The following is an 18,720-nucleotide window of genomic DNA, read 5'->3' on the forward strand; positions in this document are numbered from 1 at the left end:
AAACTAAAAAATGAGAAAGATAATTAAATTAAGCTTGGTTATAACCTTAGCTTTAATAGCATTTACATCTTGTAAAAAAGATACAAAATCACTTGATTTAACGGTGCCGCCGGTAACAACTATATTGGCGCCGGAAGATGGGGCCAGTTATAACTTAAACCCATCAACAGGGCCAAGCATTGTGTTTTCATGGGATGCCGCGCCAACTCCGGATGTTGTACTATATGAGGTAGCATTTGATAAACCAGGTGGCGACTTTAGTAAGCCAGTTTATAAAGTGCTTTCTGATGGTTTGGGGGTAAGTGCTCAGGCAACAATAAGCCAGGCAACATTAAATACAATTGCATCGCTGGCAGGTATAGCTGCATTAGGTACGGGAACACTTAAATGGGCCGTAATTGTTTCAAAAGCTACAAATGCCAGGGTAAGTACGGTAAGTCACACTATTCAACTTTCAAGGCCTGCGGGTTTTGCAGTAATTCCAAACGCGTTGTACCTTACCGGCAGCGCCACCGAACAGGGTACGGATATTACTAAAGCGATCCCGTTCAAAAAAATAGCACCAACAACAGCAGGCGGCGATGTTATTTTTGAGCTTTATACATCGCTAAAACCCGGTACCTACAGTTTGGTTGACAACAATAACGGGACGCCTAACGCATACTCGATAGAGAACAATACCACGGTTGTAGCAGGTGGCACTACCACCGTAACCGGTGCCCAAAATGTGTACAGGCTTACTATTGATTTGGGTAATGCCGCGGCAAAAATAACACAGATCGTTTCTGTTGGATTTTTCTCGGCGCCAAATAATGCGGTTGAATTTACCTTGCCTTATATAGGTAACAGCCAATGGGAAATAGATAACCAAACCATTGTTATCCCGCAAGAATCTTACGGATTAGATAGCAGGTATAAGTATAAATTTACAGAAGCCGACGCTTCAGGAAACCAGTCGGTAGAATGGTTTGGCAGTTTTAATTCAGACAATTCAGACCCATCAACAAGCACGCAGCTTTCTTACTATTATATGTTTTTGGTTGATAACTCACAATTCAATTTTTGCTTCAAGATTGATCCGAGTGCCAATAATAAACCATGTAATGTTAATGTAAACTACAGTACTACTATAACAAATTACACCAATTCCATTACTATACAATAAACATTATAGGGGTTGCAAATTATTGTAACCCCTATAATTTACCCCAATGCTTATGAAAACGAAATACCTTGATAACAGATTAGTGATGATTGTTTTATTTGCTGCTTTTGTGCTAAGTTCCTGTTCAAAAAGCCCGGCTACAACACCGGTTACACCTGTGCCACCGGTTACGCCGCCTGCAACCGTAACTTATAATTATGCATCGCTTAGCGATTCATTACAGGCAAGCACATATAATACATACATCTCGGTTGATCGTAATTATTATATTCAAAATAGTACCGGAACAACTACTTTTAATTATTGGCCACAGGCTCATGTGCTAAATATACTTGAAGATGGCTATTTAAGAACCCAAAACGCATTGTACACCCTGCGTATGAAGGCGCTGCTTACCGGCATCAAAATTGAAAATGGCGGTGCTTATCCAAATGAATTTTATGACGATATGGGCTGGCTGGCTAATGCAAGTATGAGAGGTTATGCTATAACAAGTGATACCGGGTATTTAAATGTTGCCAAAATATTGTATACTGAAATTCAAGGTGCTTCAAACACTATAGCAGGAGGAGGAATTGCATGGCAACGTACCCAGTTATATTATAAAAATACGCCTTCAACCGGTAACGCTATAATTTTAGCTGCCAAAATGTACGAATTACAAGGCAATGCCGCAGACCTTACTTTTGCAAAGAATTTATATTCGTGGGAGAAATCTACGTTGGTAAGCCCGGCAGGAGTAGTGTATGATGGTATCAACCAAAACCAGGACTTGCAGGTAAGTAAGGCCGTGTATACTTATAACCAGGGCTTGTTTATTGGTGCTGCTGTTGAGCTTTATAATGCAACGCAGGATCCCGCTTACATACAGGATGCTATACTTACTGCTAACAATGAGATTGCCGACCCGGATCTTGAATCGAATGGCATACTTAAAAGTGAGGGGCAGGGTGATGGTGGTTTGTTTAAAAGCATAGCGGTAAGATACCTGACAGACCTGGTAGAACTTACCGCTCTTGATGCCGCGAATCGTACTAAATACGCTGCCTTTTTACAAAAGAATGCGCAAACGCTTTATTATAAAGGTATAGGGCGGCCATCATTACTGGCAAGCCCGGATTGGACCTTACAACCATCGGGTAGTATTGATTTAACCACTCAGTTAAGCGGGGTTACCATGATTGAGGCCGCGGCACGGTTAAAAGCCGGGTCATTTATTCAATAATATCTATTTATTTTATTCAAAGTACTGCTTTAAAAAATCAGGATAATATTATGAAAAAGAGTATTGTAGCAGTTGTTTTATTGTTGCTGATAACCACTCATTTACAGGCTCAAAAAGCGCCAGTAAACTATGTAAATCCCTTATTAGGAACTGCAACTTTGTGGGATCCTAAGGATCTGGGTTTTGTACCAACACATCGTACCTGGGGTGCTGAAGTGTTTCCGGGTTCATCGCTTCCCAACGCAATGGTGCAGTTAAGCCCTGTTACCCAGTTTCATAGTGGCTCAGGATATCAATATGAGGGTACGGTAATATATGGGTTTATACATACCAGCAAAGGGCATTGGAATTTATGTAACATCCCTTTAATGCCAGCCACAGGGCAAATTGACGCAGATGATTATAAATCAAAGTTTAGCCATAAAAACGAATCGGCACATCCCGGTTATTACCAGGTTTATTTGGAGCGTTACCATATTAATGTCGAGCTAACATCCACATTGCGGTGCGCTTTTCATAAATATACCTTTAAGCCCGGCGAAAGCAAAAAGTTGATAGCGGACCTGTCATTATCAAATGAAAGAGTAAGGAGTTGGGATATACATCAGGAAAGTGCAAACGTTTTTACCGGCTTTCAGCAAGCAGGCGAAAAAATGTACTTCTACGCTGTAACCAATCATAAAATAAGTAAGATCGATTCACTAAAAAAGGGATCGAGGATAGTACCTGTAGTTAATTTTATTGATGAAAATAAGCCACTTGAAATTCAGATCGGATTTTCATTCGTAAGCATAAAAAACGCGAAAGAAAATTTAGAAAAAGAAATGCTGGGTAAAAGTTTTGACCAGGTTAGAAACGAGGCTACGCAAACATGGAATAACCTGTTGTCAAAAATTTCAGTTACCGGCGGAACAGAACGACAAAAAGGAATATTTTATTCATGCCTGTATCGTTCATTTCTTTGGCCTGCGCTACGTAGCGATGCCAACGGTGATTTTACTGACCTGAGAGGCAAAGTTGTAAATAAAGGCTTTAACTATTACACAGAGCCATCATTATGGGACGATTACAGAAATAAATTAATTTTATTGGGGCTGCTTTCGCCCAAGGTGACCAATGATGTAATTAAATCATTAATTGATAAAGGTGAGATAACAGGCTTTATGCCCACCTTTTTTCATGGTGATCATGCATCAGTTTTTATTACCGGTTCATACCTCAGAGGGTTGCGGGACTATGATGTAAATACAGCCTACAAGTTAATGCTAAAAAATGCAACTGTTGAAGGCACCCGTAAATACGTGGATGAATATAATACCAAAGGCTATATATCTGAGCTTGATGTTGCCAATCCCGTAACCGAAACCGTAACCAAGGCAGCGGTTACAAAAACATTAGAATATGCTTATGATGATTATGCAGTAGCGTTGTTGGCTCAGCAATTAAACGATACAGCTAATTATCGTATGTTGATGAAAAGAACCAAAAACTACAAAAATGTTTTTAACCCTGCAACAGGATTTATGGAAGGGCGACTTGCTAACGGTAATTGGGTGAAAAACTTCAATCCTTATTATCCTTATTACGAATATATGTATCGCGAAGCGAATGCCTGGCAATCGTCTTTTTTTGTTCCGCAGGATGTGCCGGGGTTAATAGGATTATATAAAAGCAAACACGCTTTCGAAACTAAACTGGATTCGCTCTTTACAATTCCATGGAAAGGTTACGAAGCTTATAATATTTCAGGTTTTATCGGGCAGTATTGCCAGGGTAACCAACCTGATCACAGCTATGCTTTTCTGTACTATTTTGTTGGCAAACAGGAAAAATCGCAGGTGTTGCTTGATAGTATTATGAATCATTTTTATGATTTGGGTAAAGAGCATCTATCATATGCAGGGATGGATGATGCGGGCGAAATGTCGTCGTGGTATGTATTTAATGCTATGGGCTTTTATCCTTTCTCTCCTGCCGACCCGAAATATATTGTTTCGGTGCCCTTATTTAATAAGGTAAAAATCCAACTAGATAACGGGAATATCTATACCGTTTCTAAAAAGAATTCTGGCAAAAAAATAACAAACTTATATTATGGCGGTAAGAAAATAGACGGCTATTTTATAACCGATAAAGATTTAAAAAAGGGGGAGCAATTAGTTATAATAACCAATTAATTGTAATATGGTATTGGATATGTAATTTGTTAGATATGCTAATCGTATAAACATCAAAACTAAACCATAATAGAGCAATACCACCCGAATATGGATTTGTAATAATATCTTTGGATGAAAGAGAATCTGTTAAACTGATAGCTTTGTTTTAATATTATACCAATTAATGTATTATTGCGCTAACGTTTTAACCAGCAGGTTCTTATATTCATACTATTTATGTTAAAAGAAGAAAGATTAAATTACATCATTAGTCAAATCAATATCCATAACAAAGTTCTTTCGGCTGACCTGAGCATTCAACTCAATGTTTCTGAGGATACAGTACGCAGAGATCTTATTGAGTTAACGGATAACGGCCAAATTATTAAGGTCCATGGAGGTGCAATTTCAAAATCTTTTCATTCCCCTTTATCTGAGAGGAATGTTTACAAAAAAGATGAAAAAAAGGAAATTGCCCGAAAAGCGATTGAACTTATTGAAGACGGCATGATCGTAATTGTGGGCGGCGGAACAACGATGATTGAATTAGCCCGCCTTATTCCTCCTCGTTTGCATTGTACATTTTTTACGATAAGCCCTATCGTTGCCATTGAGTTGGCTGAAAATCCAAATTTAAACGTCCATTTAATTGCAGGGAAGCTTTCATCCGAGTCTCAAATTATTGTTGGTGCACAAGTTATTCAACAACTTTCAGAAATACAGACAGACCTATGCCTTTTAGGTACCAATAGTGTTTCAATAAAAAACGGTGTGACCGACTCTGACTGGGAGGTTGTTCAAGTTAAAAAAGCAATGATTAAATGTGCGCATGAAACAGCTATTTTAAGTATTGCTGAAAAGTTAGATTCGATTCAAAAAATGAAAGTTTGTAATTTGAACGAATTAAAATACTTAGTGACCGATCTCAACCCAGATGATAAAATACTGAAAGATTATATATCAAAAATTAAAGTTATATAACATTTATTATTGAGTTTAATGCCATGTGTTAAAACTAGTTATAAGCAATATTTAATAGGTATATCTACTAAAAAGTAAATAACTCTTTTCCAATCTTTCATTTGGTCAACCTTGCAACTTATTTCAGACACTTAATAAAATAAGATATTAAGGATCATAACAAGTGTGAACACCTTTCGCATAGAATATTAAGCTAAGATTCGGTATAAAGTGGGTGCAATGTGATCCTTTTTATATAAAATGCGTTTTTTTGCAGTTTTTTTTAAAAAAATGCAAAAAGATGTTGTTTTGTAAAAATAAAGTTGTAGTATTACGTATTGATTACGATATATTGTTTCGTTTGAGTCTGAATAATCGATATAAAATAACCGTAGTGCTGTTTTTTGCGGCAATGTGTTGTTTTTTTAATAATTATCAAATCGGTACTAGTGGGGTTTTACCAGGTAAAATATTGGTGTTATAGAAGTGGGTAACAGCAAAATCAGCGGGGTATTTATGATGGCATTTACACCTGTACTAAATTCAAAATTAACAAGCTATATGAAGAAACAAATTTTTACTACTTTAATTATACTAATCTCAGCTTATAGTTTGCGGGCACAAGTGAAGTCGGAAAATTTGTTTTATATGACTGATAGTCCCGAATCCTTTGAGAGTTTTCGTAATAATGCTGCCCAAATATCTATTGTTTGCCCGCAGGTTTTTTTGATAAGTAAAGAAGGTGTTATATCTGGCACTGTTGATCATAGAGTTTTGGAGATTGCAAAAGCTAACAATGTTAAGGTTATGCCATTAATAGTAAACAGCGGCTTTAATTCTGTACTTCTTCATAACATTGTTTCCAATCCGGAAGCTCGTAAAAGAGCTATCGCGATGATGGTACTCTATGCGCATCAGTTTGGATTGGATGGTTGGCAATTTGATCTGGAAGGAGTAAATATTGAAGACCGGGATAACTTTACAAGTTTTTTTAAAGAAACTGCCGAGGCGTTGCATCATGAGAATCTGCAGCTGTCAGCTGCATTGGTTCATACTATAGAGAATGTGGGCGGCACAACAGCTTATCTTAGTTTTCTATATGAAGATTGGCGTGCGGGTTATTCCTTTAAAGATCTGGCAGAAGCTGGTGATTTTATTTCTATCATGACGTATGATGAGCACACCCATCGTACAACTCCGGGGCCGGTAGCGGGGGTTGACTGGATGGAGCGTATTGTTAAATATTTGCTTGCAGAAGGTGTTCCGCCGGAGAAGCTTTCGCTGGGAATACCTGATTATTCGGTACACTGGTTTACGGATTATACAGAAGAAAAAGGTGGTTTTTCCAACGGAAAGCAAATAGGTTACTCAACGGTGCAGTATTTGCTTGGGAAAAACGATGCCAAGCAAATTTGGAATGACAAGGCCGGTTGTAATTATGCAGTATGGGATAATGATGGTGTTTATGAATATGTATACATTGAAGATGCACAATCATTGAAACCTAAGCTGGATATATTAAAGAAATATAAGCTAAGAGGTATATCTGTATGGGTATTAGGTAGCGAGGACCCGGCCTTTTGGAACACATTAGCTAAAGAGACAAAAAGAAAATAATTATTATAAAAAGGGGGGAATGAAAATAAGCTTTAAATAAAGGAGGAAAAAGCTATTTCGGGGGGGCTTGCTGTTTATGTGGTCTTTTAGGTGTTAGTTTTATTGTTGTTCCTTGCTTTTTGTAAAATGCTTTGTTTGTTTGGCATTAGATGTGCGTTTTTTTGCAGCTATTGTTATTTTTTTGCATAATAATGTTTTAATTTTTGATTTAATAATATATTAGTGTATGTAACTATCTGATAATTGGTTTATTGTGTATGCGTTTATTTGCGGTATTTTATTAATTGTAAATTTATGAACTCAAATATTGAAAAAATTTGTTTAATCGCTAATAAACATTCAAGGCAAATCATTGGCTTAATGTCCGGTACCTCCTTCGATGGTTTAGATATTGCTTTGTGTGAGTTTACAGGAAGCGGTATTAAAACCACCATACAGTTAAAAAAATTTACGACTAAAGACTACTTACCAGAATTTAAGGAAGAGTTAAAATCCATTTTTGCAAAACCAATGGTTGATCTTGAAAAGGTAACCTTGCTTAATTCATTTATAGGTGGTTATTATGCCGAGTTAATAACTGAATGCCTTAGTGAATGGGGTATTAGTTATGCAGACGTTGATTTAATTGCAAGCCATGGCCAAACCATATTTCATTCACCCAAACATCAACGCCCGGCAGATAAATATGGCAATGCAACTTTGCAAATAGGCGATGGGGATCATTTAGCGGTAAAATCAAAAATAATAACGGTAAGTGATTTTAGGCAAAAACATATTGCAGCGGGAGGCGAGGGTGCGCCATTGGCAATTTACGGCGATTATATAATTTTTTCAGATCCGGTAGAAAACCGGATAATGTTAAACATTGGTGGTATTGCAAATTTTACCTATTTACCAGCAAATGGACCGGTGCAATTTTTTTGCACAGATGTTGGCCCTGGTAACACCATTATGGATCAATTTATCCAGGCTAAATTTCCAGGAAAATATTATGATAAAAATGCAGAGATCGGTTCACAAGGTAACGTTAGCGAAGCTTTATTAAATGCTTTGTTTGATCATCGCTTTTTTGATGCAAGCTTCCCTAAAACCACCGGGCCTGAACTGTTTAACCTTAACTTTTTAAATGATGCCATTGTGCGGTCGGCCCAAACTGACTTGTCTTCTAATGATATTGTAGCAACACTTGCCTGTTTTTCTGCCCAGGCTATTATCAGAGCGATATCAGCAACTATACCAAATCAGGATTTTGAAATATATATAAGTGGAGGCGGTATATATAATCCCCTTTTGATCATGTATTTAGAAAAATATTTTTCAAGAAAAATGAGATCAACATCAGATCTAAATATAAATCCGGATGCTAAGGAGGCCGTTTTATTTGCCTTGCTTGCAAATGAAGCTATTGCCGGAGGTACTATATATAATAACAAGTCATCGGGTTTGCCGCTGGTATCAATGGGGAAATTTAGTTTTCCTAATTAATTAAAATGAATTATTTATCAAACTAATTAATATATGAAACAAATCTTACAAAAACTAAAAAATGCAAGAGGTCTGTTGACATTTCTTGCTTTGCTGTGCATTGGGCAGGTGTCCTTTGCACAAAGCCATCAAACCATAAAGGGGGTTATAACAGATACCCGGGACAAGTCACTCATCCCTGGAGCGACGATTAGATTAAGTGGGACAAGCCTTGCAACCGCCTCTGACGTAAAGGGTGAGTTTAGCATTAGTGGAAACATAAAAAGTGGCACTTATTCCTTAGTTATATCCTTTACAGGCTACAAAACTATCACCAAAACTATTACACTTAATGAGGTGCCGGTAACTGTTAATGCAGAATTAACTACTGATGCACTAAATCTTAACGAAGTGGTAGTTACCGGAAATACTGTAGCTACTACAAAGAAGGAGTTAGGTAATGCTATTTCAACTGTAGGTGGGAAAGATCTGGTGCAGGGCCTTGCTACAGGTGTAGATCAGGCGTTAGAAGGGAAGGTTGCAGGTGCGCAAATTTCCCAAAACTCCGGTAACCCCGACGGTGGTATGAGTGTGCATTTAAGGGGCAACAGTACGATTGTTGGTTCAAGCGATCCATTATACATTGTTGACGGGGTGATTGTTAACAATAACTCAGATCAATTGATTGATTTGGGTGGTTATACAGAAAATAGGATTGTTGATATCAACCCGGCTGATATTGACCATGTGGAGATTATTAAAGGTGCCGCCGGCGCTGCCATTTACGGTTCAAGGGCAAGTAATGGTGTTGTACAAATTTTTACAAAAAAAGGTAAATCAGGTAAACCTGTTATTAGTATTTCGACGGATTTTAGGGATAATTCTTTGCGAAAAAAATTAGCTTACAATACCTATCCTTATGCCTTTGCCAACACAAATCCTCTGGATACTACCAGGGTACCCGTGCAACGTTATGATTTGCAAAAACTCATCTTTAGGAATGCTATTGGTACAGAAACCAATATATCTGTTTCCGGTGGCTCAGACAATTCACAGTACTATATTAGCGGGGGATTTTTGGACAATCAAGGTATTGTAAGGGGGACTGATTTTCAAAGAGGAACCGGCCGTGTGCGTATTGATCAGCGATTTAATAATTGGTTGAAATTATCTGTTGGATTCAATTATATTCTAGATGGCAGCCAGCAAATTCCCAATGGTGGTATCAATCAGCAATATGGGGCACTTACAGGATTTATTTTTGGGAACAACGATATCAACCCATATCCAAACCCTGTAACAGGCGTTTATCCCACACTTTCTCCTGCTGGCTTACAACGCACAAATCCATTGGAAGCTATCAATAAATTTGATTTCAATGAAAAAACGAGCCGGTTTATAGGCAATATCAATTTAACCGCAACACCAATTGAGAATCTTTCTATAGCATATACCCTGGGGTATGATAATTCTACAGAATTGGGAACCGGCTATATTCCGATAGGAAATACAACTCCTACCTATAATACAGGTTATTCAAGCAGGGCTGATAATCTTACTTTGTTGCTCAATAATGATCTAAACGTCTCGTATAAAGCTAAGATTAGCTCTTTGTTTGAATCAACAACTGCGGTTGGCGCAACAGCACAAACAGAACGGGGAAATGCAGATGTGGTGACAGGCACACAATTAAGCCCGGTTAGCCAGGTGTCATCAAGCGGTGCTACCATTACAACTTTAGAAACAGAGTCTGTTTTAAATATTGCAGGCTTTTATGCACAAGAAACCCTGGGCTTTGAACATAAGCTATACATAACAGGCGCTTTAAGAAATGATGTTGCTTCTTCTTTCGGTGTCAGCAACAGATGGCAGTATTACCCTAAATTGAGCGGCACTTATTTATTGTCTGAAGAAAATTTCTGGAAGAATTCATCATTAGCATCTATTATTCCTGATCTGAAAATAAGAGCATCATATGGGCAAAACGGTAACTTAACAGCTATTGGCCCTTATGATAGGTTTACTAATTATACAGCTGTTTCTTTACCTGGTCTGCCTGGTGTTGCGGCGCCATCTCAGCTGGGTAATACAAACGTTAAGCCAGAGCGGCAAACAGAAAAGGAAGTGGGCATGGATGCCAGTTTCCTGAATGGCCGATTAGGGTTTGAATTCTCTTATTATGAAAAATATGTAAAGGATCTGCTGTTACCAGTAAACTTACGCCCTTCCACAGGTTACTCAACCCAATATCAAAATATTGGTGATATGACCAATAAGGGTACAGAGTTATTGCTAAGAGGCATCCCGGTAGAAAGCTCAAGTTTTAAATGGGAATCGACCATTATATTTAATACGAACAGAAATGTTGTTACTAATATTCCTGGAGGCTTGGTAACTTTCGCTAATGGATTTGGCGAGGTGGCTGCAGTAAATGGTTATCCACTTGGTGTATTTTACTCAACCTATTTTGCCCGTAAACCTGATGGGGCGCTTTTATTGACTCCTGCAGGATTACCACAAGTCGAAAAATCAGGGCGTGATGCTAACGGACAACCTACAGGATCAACGTTAGATAAAGTTATTGGAGATCCAAACCCGAAATGGACAGGATCATTTACAAATGAATTTTCGGTTGGTAAAAACTTTTCATTCAGAATGCAATGGGATGCATCATACGGCGGTCAGATCTTTGATTTTACCCAACGTGTTGGCGACAGAGATATTTATGGCGGTTTAGCAGGATATATGCCTGAGTTAGAAGGTAAAGTTCCCAAAGGTACATCTGCTGCCCTATATGGTATCATGTCAAACTGGATACAGAACGGATCTTACGCTAAGTTGCGGGAGCTTTCTGCTACCTATAACATAAAGGTGAGCTTTCTCCCCAATGCACTACGTGCTTCTATATATGGAAGAAACCTGCTTTGTATTTCAAAATATCCGGGATGGGATCCTGAAACCAATGCTGCCGGTCAAAGTACTGCTGTACGTGGTTTTGATTTTGTGGAGGTGCCTATACCACGAACAATAGGATGTGGTTTAAGTACAACTTTTTAATAATTAAAATTTAACGTCATGAAAAGAAAAATAAATTATAAATATTTTGTTATCGCGGTGGTTTTAGTGATTTCATCATGTAAGATGGATCAGGTTAACCCTAATGCAGCCTCTGATGCGCAGGTTTTAACTACACGAGAGGGTATAATTGCTTTAAGTGTTGGTTTGAGGCAATATTATTCAACTACCGGCTTAAGCAACACTATGGTTTCTCCCAGTGTAACGGCACGCGAAATGAAGGGCGTTGCCACCTTTAGCAATGTAATAGAATTAGAAGAAGGAGGAGCAAATGTATCTACACCCAATGCGAATGTTTTAGCCTTATGGTCTTCCATGCAAGCCGAAATGGGCATGTGTGAAAACATTATTAACTACGCGCCAAAAGCTTCTGGTTTGGATGCAGGCACACTAAGCGGAATAATGGCACAAGCTTACCTGTTTAAAGCAACAGCCTTAACTGAACTGGCTATGGCTTTTGAAGAGGCTAATTTAAATACCAGCATAACAGCGCCGGTACAATTTGTTCCAAGGGCACAGGTTTTTGCTTATGCAATAAGCCTGCTTGATCTGGGGATTGCTGCGGTTAAAGCTAACCCGATATCTACAACATTTACGACATCAATTGCCGGGCCTGATTTTGATCTGGTAAATTCGCTTTATGCTTATGAGGCAAGGATCAACTTAATAGCAGGCGACAACCAAAAAGCATTGGATAATGCAAACCTGGTTGATTTAACTAAAACGTCAAAATTCGACTATTCAACGTTAAGTCCGAATCCTCTGTATACTGTTTATAACATAACTAAAAGCTATTTTCCAAGAGCTCATTTTGGTCTTGCTGATAGTTTATATTATCCTGGAGATAACCGGCTTAGTTTTTATTTTACCACGCCAAGTAATGTTATTAACGGAGATACTGTTGTAACGTATGCTGGTTTTGGAGCTTCACAAACTACTTCTATCCCGGTATATACGCCGGATGAAATCAGGCTGATCCAGGCAGAAGCAACGCTAAGGTTAAATGGGTCACTTACCACAGCATTAAACTTAATCAATGCCGTAAGGACACAAACATCCGGCGATCCATTTGGCGTAAACGCAGGTTTACCGGCTTATTCAGGGCCTGTAACGTATGCTGGTTTACTTGAAGAGGTTTATAAACAACGTTGTGCGGAGCTATATTGCAGCGGCTTAAAATGGGAAGATACCAGGAGGTTTAACCGGCCGGCCCCACCCGCAAATAGTACAGAGCGTAATCGTATATTTTACCCATATCCTAATCAGGAAAGGATAAATAACCCTAATACACCTGTCGATCCGGCGATTTAATAATTTACCAGGGAAAGGGACACCGCCTCTCCCTGGTAATACTTTTATATTATGAGAAAGTTACTTATTTTATTCTTTGGCTTAACTTATGGCGTTGTGCAGGCACAACACCATCTGGTTAATTTAAAGCAGCTCGAAAGAATTCAGGAAGCCGAAAGAAGCATTACGTTATTAAACAATAGTTCGGGCATTGTTCCTGTATTGAACCTTCCGGGACTCAATATAGCTAGTGTACATTTTAATTATGGTCAGATTGAAGTTTTTGACAGTATTGCAAATAAATATTGGAAAGTAACAGATCTGGATGGCGATACCGTTAAAACCGATTATGGTTTTAATGCCATTCACGATAAACTTAAATTATATAACCTGGTTATTTTTCAGTTATCCGCTTCAACTCATTATAACAGTTCTTTATTGAAGTTTATTAAAGATATAGCATCCACACGAAGTGTTTTGATTGTTTTAACCGGGAATGGGAAAAATTTATCATATTTAAGTGATATTAAATCGCCAATAATCTGGTATAAAGCTGATAACCAATTCGGTGCATCTTTGGCTGCACAACTTGTTTTTGGAGGTACCGGAACATCTAATCGCCTGGCCGAAAATTTTGGTAAGCCCTTTCTTAAAGGGTCAGGTTATACAACAAATAAAATTCGGCTTGGCTATGCTTTGCCCGAAGCGGTATCAGTAAATAGTGAAAACCTGGTAAGAATTGATTCCATTGTTAACGCCGGAATAGCCGCTCATGCAGCACCCGCTGTTGTTATTTTGTTAGCAAAGGATGGGCAGGTGATTTTTAGTAAAGCCTATGGGAAACATACCTATAATGGCAATGATACAACCGGGCTGAACGATATATTTGATATGGCTTCTGTAACTAAAGTTACAGCTACTATGCCTGCCATAATGCACCTATACGATACGCATGCTATTAGTCTTGATTCACCAATAAGCAAGTATGTTGCATTGTTACGAACTATTCCTGATAAAAAGGATATTAAAATTAAGGAAGCATTACTACATGAGGCAGGTTTTACGCCCTATATAAAATTTTACCAGGACTTAAAACCGGCTGATATGAGTACAGATTCGTCAGCAACGTATCCAACTAAAGTTGCCGATCATTATTACCTGCGTGCAAATTATTTTAATGAAGTAATGTGGCCTGTAACACTAGCCTCAAAGGTTGAAACCAGGGGTAAGTTTGTTTACAGTGATTTAAGTATGTATATGATGAAAGAGGTATTTGAAGAGGCCAGTCATCAAAAATTAAATGATTTTGTTCTAAATGAATTGTACTTGCCTTTAGGAATGCAGGCAACAGGATATTTGCCCCGCAACCGTTTCAATAAATCAAGAATTGTACCTACTACTGAAAACGATAACTGGTTTAGAAATATGCTTGTACAGGGATATGTAAATGATCCCGGTTCAGCAATGGCTGGTGGCGTTGAGGGCCATGCCGGTTTATTTGCTAATGCAAATGATTTGGCAATTTATTACCAAATGCTCCTAAACAAAGGCACCTACGGAGGGCATAAATATATTGACAGCACAACAGTAAAAATGTTTACAAGCCGAGAGTCTAAAACAACACAACGTGGGTATGGATTTGATAGGGTTGGTAAACGTGAACCCAATGATTTGCGGTCTGATGAGGCATTTGGCCACAGTGGTTACACAGGGACGTTTGTTTGGGTTGATCCTAAATACAATTTGGTTTATATATGTTTAACTAACAGGGTATATCCGGATGATGGTAAAACGTACGGAAATTCAAAGATAAATATTAGAGCACTTTGCCTGGATGCCTTTTATAAAGCTATTGTAAGCAAGTGATTTATAAATAAGATTTGCTATGAGCATAATTTAAGGGAAGGGACTTTATATTATTAAATGCGTATTTTTGCGTTAATTTTAAAAAACGTGCAAATAATAGCGCTTGGACATGTAATTATAATTTAATGGAATTAACAACAGAGAAAGATTCGGAGTACGAAAATCTTCATGAATTATCATTGGAAGAGATTTTAAACAATATTAATAAAGAAGATCAAAGTGTGCCTTTGGCAGTTAAGAAAAGCATCCCACAACTAGAGGCCTTAGCTAATAGCACTCATGAAAGAATGGCTGCAGGTGGACGCCTGTTTTATATAGGTGCCGGTACAAGCGGTAGGCTTGGTATTGTTGATGCATCCGAATGCCCACCAACGTTTGGCGTTTCTTATGATATGGTGATAGGGATTATTGCGGGTGGCGATAAGGCCATTAGAAGAGCAGTTGAAAATGCTGAGGATGATTTAAACCAGGCGTGGGCAGACTTACAAGATTTTAATGTTAATAGTAAGGATATTGTTGTAGGTATAGCGGCCTCAGGAACTACCCCCTATGTTTTGGGAGGGTTGAAAGCAGCAAATAAACATGGGATAATAACCGGATGTATTGTATGCAACGCAGGTGGCCCGATAGCTAAAGCAGCAAACTTTCCGGTTGAAGTTATTGTAGGGCCGGAGTTTTTAACCGGTTCAACACGCATGAAAGCAGGGACTGCACAAAAGTTAGTCCTTAATATGCTTACCACATCGGTAATGATTCGGCTTGGGAAAGTAAAAGGGAACAAAATGGTTGATATGCAGCTAACCAACAATAAATTACAAAAACGTGGTATTAAGATGATCGTAAAGGAAACCGGACTTGATGAACAAAAAGCCGAAGAGCTTTTAAATAAATATGGAAGCGTACGTAAAGCCATAGATGCGGGTAACCAATAAATCTGCTTTGGTGAAAGCAATAAGGCTTACCGGCTGATGCAGCCAATTGTAAGCGTTGAAGACGAGGTGTTTAGATAAACAAAAAATAAAAATGGATAACAGAAGGAAATTTATTAAAAACTCTGCAATAATTACTGGTTTAGCTGCGGTAGGTGGTACTTATTCAACTGTTTTAGCAGCAAATAGGAATAAAAATTCCGGAAAGTTGATTTTAAGGTATAAGCCTTATACCCTACAGTTAAAACATGTTTTTACCATATCCTCTAATTCACGCACTACAACGCCGGTTGTTCTCACAGAATTGGAATATAACGGCGTTATAGGTTATGGAGAGGCATCAATGCCCCCTTATTTAGGCGAATCACATGAAACAGTGCTTAAATTTTTAGCACAAGTTGATCTGACTAAGTTTGGTGATCCTTTTGATATGGAAGATATTTTAGACTATGTCGACCAGATTGCACCCCACAACCCGGCAGCAAAGGCCTCTGTTGATATTGCCCTGCATGACCTTGTTGGCAAAATAATGAATGAACCCTGGTATAAAATATGGGGATACAATGCCAGTAAAACACCCTACACTTCTTATACTATCGGAATTGATACTCCCGAGGTTGTTCGCCAGAAGGTGAAGGAAGCTGAACCTTATAAAATATTAAAAGTTAAACTGGGAAGGGAAACGGATAAATTAATGATTAACACTATAAGGGAAGTGACTGATAAGCCAATAACTGTAGATGTAAACCAGGGATGGAAAGATAAAAAATTTGCACTGGATATGGCTTTTTGGCTAAAAGAAAAGGGGATCATTTTTGTTGAACAACCGATGCCTAAAGAAATGCTTGATGAAACGGCATGGTTAACAGAACACAGCCCGCTACCAATTATGGCTGACGAAGCGGTTCAGCGGCTTGAGGATGTTTTAAAAGTGCATCAGGTTTATAGCGGGATCAATATAAAACTGATGAAATCTACCGGGATGCGGGAAGCTCATAAAATGCTTGAATTGGCACGGGCTTTAAATATGAAAGTGATGTTAGGTTGTATGACAGAAACATCCTGTGCAATTTCAGCGGCTTCTCAATTAGCGCCTATGGTAGATTGGGCAGATTTGGATGGCTCCTTGCTAATAAGCAATGATGTATACCAGGGAACCCAGGTTATTGATGGCAAAGTTACGCTTCATGATAGGCCCGGCATTGGGATAACTAAGGTTTAATTACACATAAAATATGATTTCACAGCCGAAAAGAAGGTATGCGGTTGTGGGATACAAAACACTATTGTTTAGAGTTAATAGTTGATTGGGTTGTTTAAATCCCCGCAGGAGCGGGGATTTTTTTAAGATATGAAAGAATAATTTTCAATCAGTTAACGAATTAAAAATTGCGGTTTTTTGCCTTTGTTTTAATAATGGCGTAAAAAAAGCATCATGTATTATTTATTTCAGCATTATGTCGCCACTCATACTTCTTTCATTTATTGTCATCTATTTTGCGTTGCTTGTAGGGATTGCCATTGTTACATCAAGGAAATCATCTGACAATGCCGGCTTTTTCCTGGCTAACCGAAATGCTAAATGGTACCTGATATCTTTTGGCATGATCGGGACTGCATTAAGTGGTGTTACATTTATATCAGTACCCGGAAAAGTTGGAGCTGCCAGCGGAGATCAGTTTTCTTACTTTCAGTTTATTTTAGGTAATGCAGTTGGCTTTATATTTATTGCATTGGTTTTACTGCCATTGTATTATAAATTAAAGTTAACATCTATATATAGTTTTATTGAAAAAACACTTGGCTATTGGAGTTATAAAACAGCCGCAGGCATATTTTTAATAAGCAGAACAATAGGCTCAGCGTTCAGGTTATACCTGGTTATTCTTGTCATGCAAAAATTCATATTTGATTTTTATCATGTGCCCTTTGTATTTACAGTTCTTATTTCGTTGATATTAATATGGCTTTACACATTTAAAGGAGGGTTAAAAACGATTATAATCACTGATAGTCTGCAAACTTTTTTTCTAGTATTATCTGTTTTCCTGTCAATCTATTTTATCTGCAAAAGCTTAGATTACACTGCTTTTAAAGCAATTAATGTTATTGCTGATAGCCATTATTCTAAAATTTTCTTCTTTTCAAACTTTGTAAAAAGCAAGTTTTACTTCGCCAAACAATTTGTGGGCGGTATATTTATTACAATAGCAATGGTTGGCCTTGATCAGGATTTGATGCAAAAAAACCTAAGTTGTAAAAACATCCGGGAGGCACAAAAGAACATGTTTAGTTTTGTAGCAGTATTTGTGGTTATTAACCTGTTTTTTTTAGGTGTAGGGGCATTGTTATACCTTTATGCAGCAAAAAATGGTATCACAGTTGCCAAAACAGACTACCTATATCCAACTATTGCGCTAAATTATTTAGGAACTGTGCCTGCAATTATATTTATGCTGGGCTTAACAGCGGCTACTTTTGCAACTACTGATTCGGCGTTGACGGCATTGACAACATCATTTTGTATTGACTTTTTAAACTACAATAAAAAATTAGGAAGGTCTGAAAAAAGCATGGTAAGGATGAGGCACATTACTCATGTGGCATTCTCCTTTTTGATGTTTTTAACAGTTATCATTTTTAATGCTTTGAATAATGACGCGGTAGTTAATGCCATTTTCAAGGTTGCATCTTACACATATGGCCCACTTTTAGGTTTATATTCATTCAGTTTATTTATCCGGAAACGTAAGGTTTATGATCAGCTTGTACCAATTTGTTGCATTGTGTCGCCTGCCGTTTGTTTTTATCTAAGTACACAATCAAAGGTATTATTAGGCGGCTATGTATTTGATAGCGAATTAATTTTAGTTAACGGCTTAATTACATTTTTTCTTTTGCTGGCTTTTAGTAAGAAAAAAGTAAACATTGATACTGTGGTATTAGCAGAACTGGTTTAAGGGGTAGTAT

General features: G+C 37.9%; 12 protein-coding genes. All 12 read left to right on the forward strand.

The genetic code is table 11. The features are described 5' to 3' along the window. Positions 1 to 10 precede the first annotated feature (10 nt). The 12 genes from GSQ74_RS15110 (at position 11) to GSQ74_RS15165 (ending at position 18,710) form a co-directional block, all read left to right on the forward strand. Positions 11 to 1,165 carry a SusE domain-containing protein gene (locus GSQ74_RS15110; protein ID WP_158994706.1) on the forward strand — a complete coding sequence of 385 codons (1,155 nt, stop codon included), beginning with the start codon at positions 11 to 13 and terminating at the stop codon, positions 1,163 to 1,165. A gap of 52 nt (positions 1,166 to 1,217) precedes the next feature. Then, entirely contained in the window at positions 1,218 to 2,390 is a 1,173-nt protein-coding gene (locus tag GSQ74_RS15115; protein ID WP_158994708.1) for a glycoside hydrolase family 76 protein, read from the forward strand. Between the two features lie 50 nt (positions 2,391 to 2,440). Next, positions 2,441 to 4,567, forward strand: coding sequence for a GH92 family glycosyl hydrolase (locus tag GSQ74_RS15120; RefSeq protein WP_174236932.1), 2,127 nt, complete (start codon positions 2,441 to 2,443; stop codon positions 4,565 to 4,567). 219 nt (positions 4,568 to 4,786) lie between these two features. After that, complete coding sequence (locus tag GSQ74_RS15125; RefSeq protein WP_158994710.1) at positions 4,787 to 5,530, forward strand: DeoR/GlpR family DNA-binding transcription regulator; 744 nt, start codon at positions 4,787 to 4,789, stop codon at positions 5,528 to 5,530. Positions 5,531 to 6,070: 540 nt separating this feature from the next. Further along, a complete protein-coding gene (locus GSQ74_RS15130) occupies positions 6,071 to 7,126 on the forward strand; it encodes a glycosyl hydrolase family 18 protein (RefSeq protein ID WP_158994712.1) in 1,056 nt (351 codons plus the stop codon). 294 nt (positions 7,127 to 7,420) lie between these two features. After that, positions 7,421 to 8,611 carry an anhydro-N-acetylmuramic acid kinase gene (locus GSQ74_RS15135; protein ID WP_158994714.1) on the forward strand — a complete coding sequence of 397 codons (1,191 nt, stop codon included), beginning with the start codon at positions 7,421 to 7,423 and terminating at the stop codon, positions 8,609 to 8,611. A gap of 33 nt (positions 8,612 to 8,644) precedes the next feature. After that, complete coding sequence (locus GSQ74_RS15140; RefSeq protein WP_158994716.1) at positions 8,645 to 11,647, forward strand: SusC/RagA family TonB-linked outer membrane protein; 3,003 nt, start codon at positions 8,645 to 8,647, stop codon at positions 11,645 to 11,647. Positions 11,648 to 11,665: 18 nt separating this feature from the next. Then, the gene (locus tag GSQ74_RS15145; protein ID WP_158994718.1) at positions 11,666 to 12,976 is read left to right on the forward strand and encodes a RagB/SusD family nutrient uptake outer membrane protein; all 1,311 of its coding nucleotides are present in this window, start codon (positions 11,666 to 11,668) and stop codon (positions 12,974 to 12,976) included. 51 nt (positions 12,977 to 13,027) lie between these two features. Then, complete coding sequence (locus tag GSQ74_RS15150) at positions 13,028 to 14,821, forward strand: serine hydrolase (protein ID WP_158994720.1); 1,794 nt, start codon at positions 13,028 to 13,030, stop codon at positions 14,819 to 14,821. A 125-nt stretch (positions 14,822 to 14,946) separates the two neighbouring features. Next, the gene (gene murQ, locus GSQ74_RS15155) at positions 14,947 to 15,753 is read left to right on the forward strand and encodes an N-acetylmuramic acid 6-phosphate etherase (RefSeq protein WP_158994722.1); all 807 of its coding nucleotides are present in this window, start codon (positions 14,947 to 14,949) and stop codon (positions 15,751 to 15,753) included. Between the two features lie 91 nt (positions 15,754 to 15,844). Beyond that, entirely contained in the window at positions 15,845 to 16,972 is a 1,128-nt protein-coding gene (locus GSQ74_RS15160) for a dipeptide epimerase (RefSeq protein ID WP_158994724.1), read from the forward strand. A 235-nt stretch (positions 16,973 to 17,207) separates the two neighbouring features. Continuing rightward, positions 17,208 to 18,710, forward strand: a complete 1,503-nt coding sequence (locus tag GSQ74_RS15165; RefSeq protein WP_158994726.1) for a sodium:solute symporter — start codon at positions 17,208 to 17,210, stop codon at positions 18,708 to 18,710. Positions 18,711 to 18,720 lie beyond the last annotated feature (10 nt).

This window comes from Mucilaginibacter sp. L196 (assembly GCF_009765905.1).
GTDB lineage: Bacteria > Bacteroidota > Bacteroidia > Sphingobacteriales > Sphingobacteriaceae > Mucilaginibacter.

Excerpts from the sequence above, each read along its gene's own strand:
- murQ (WP_158994722.1), top strand. The coding sequence starts at position 14,947 with ATGGAATTAACAACAGAGAAAGATTCGGAGTACGAAAATCTTCATGAA.
- GSQ74_RS15130 (WP_158994712.1), top strand. The coding sequence starts at position 6,071 with ATGAAGAAACAAATTTTTACTACTTTAATTATACTAATCTCAGCTTAT.
- GSQ74_RS15110 (WP_158994706.1), top strand. The coding sequence starts at position 11 with ATGAGAAAGATAATTAAATTAAGCTTGGTTATAACCTTAGCTTTAATA.
- GSQ74_RS15125 (WP_158994710.1), top strand. The coding sequence starts at position 4,787 with ATGTTAAAAGAAGAAAGATTAAATTACATCATTAGTCAAATCAATATC.
- GSQ74_RS15145 (WP_158994718.1), top strand. The coding sequence starts at position 11,666 with ATGAAAAGAAAAATAAATTATAAATATTTTGTTATCGCGGTGGTTTTA.
- GSQ74_RS15140 (WP_158994716.1), top strand. The coding sequence starts at position 8,645 with ATGAAACAAATCTTACAAAAACTAAAAAATGCAAGAGGTCTGTTGACA.
- GSQ74_RS15160 (WP_158994724.1), top strand. The coding sequence starts at position 15,845 with ATGGATAACAGAAGGAAATTTATTAAAAACTCTGCAATAATTACTGGT.
- GSQ74_RS15115 (WP_158994708.1), top strand. The coding sequence starts at position 1,218 with ATGAAAACGAAATACCTTGATAACAGATTAGTGATGATTGTTTTATTT.
- GSQ74_RS15120 (WP_174236932.1), top strand. The coding sequence starts at position 2,441 with ATGAAAAAGAGTATTGTAGCAGTTGTTTTATTGTTGCTGATAACCACT.
- GSQ74_RS15165 (WP_158994726.1), top strand. The coding sequence starts at position 17,208 with ATGTCGCCACTCATACTTCTTTCATTTATTGTCATCTATTTTGCGTTG.
- GSQ74_RS15150 (WP_158994720.1), top strand. The coding sequence starts at position 13,028 with ATGAGAAAGTTACTTATTTTATTCTTTGGCTTAACTTATGGCGTTGTG.
- GSQ74_RS15135 (WP_158994714.1), top strand. The coding sequence starts at position 7,421 with ATGAACTCAAATATTGAAAAAATTTGTTTAATCGCTAATAAACATTCA.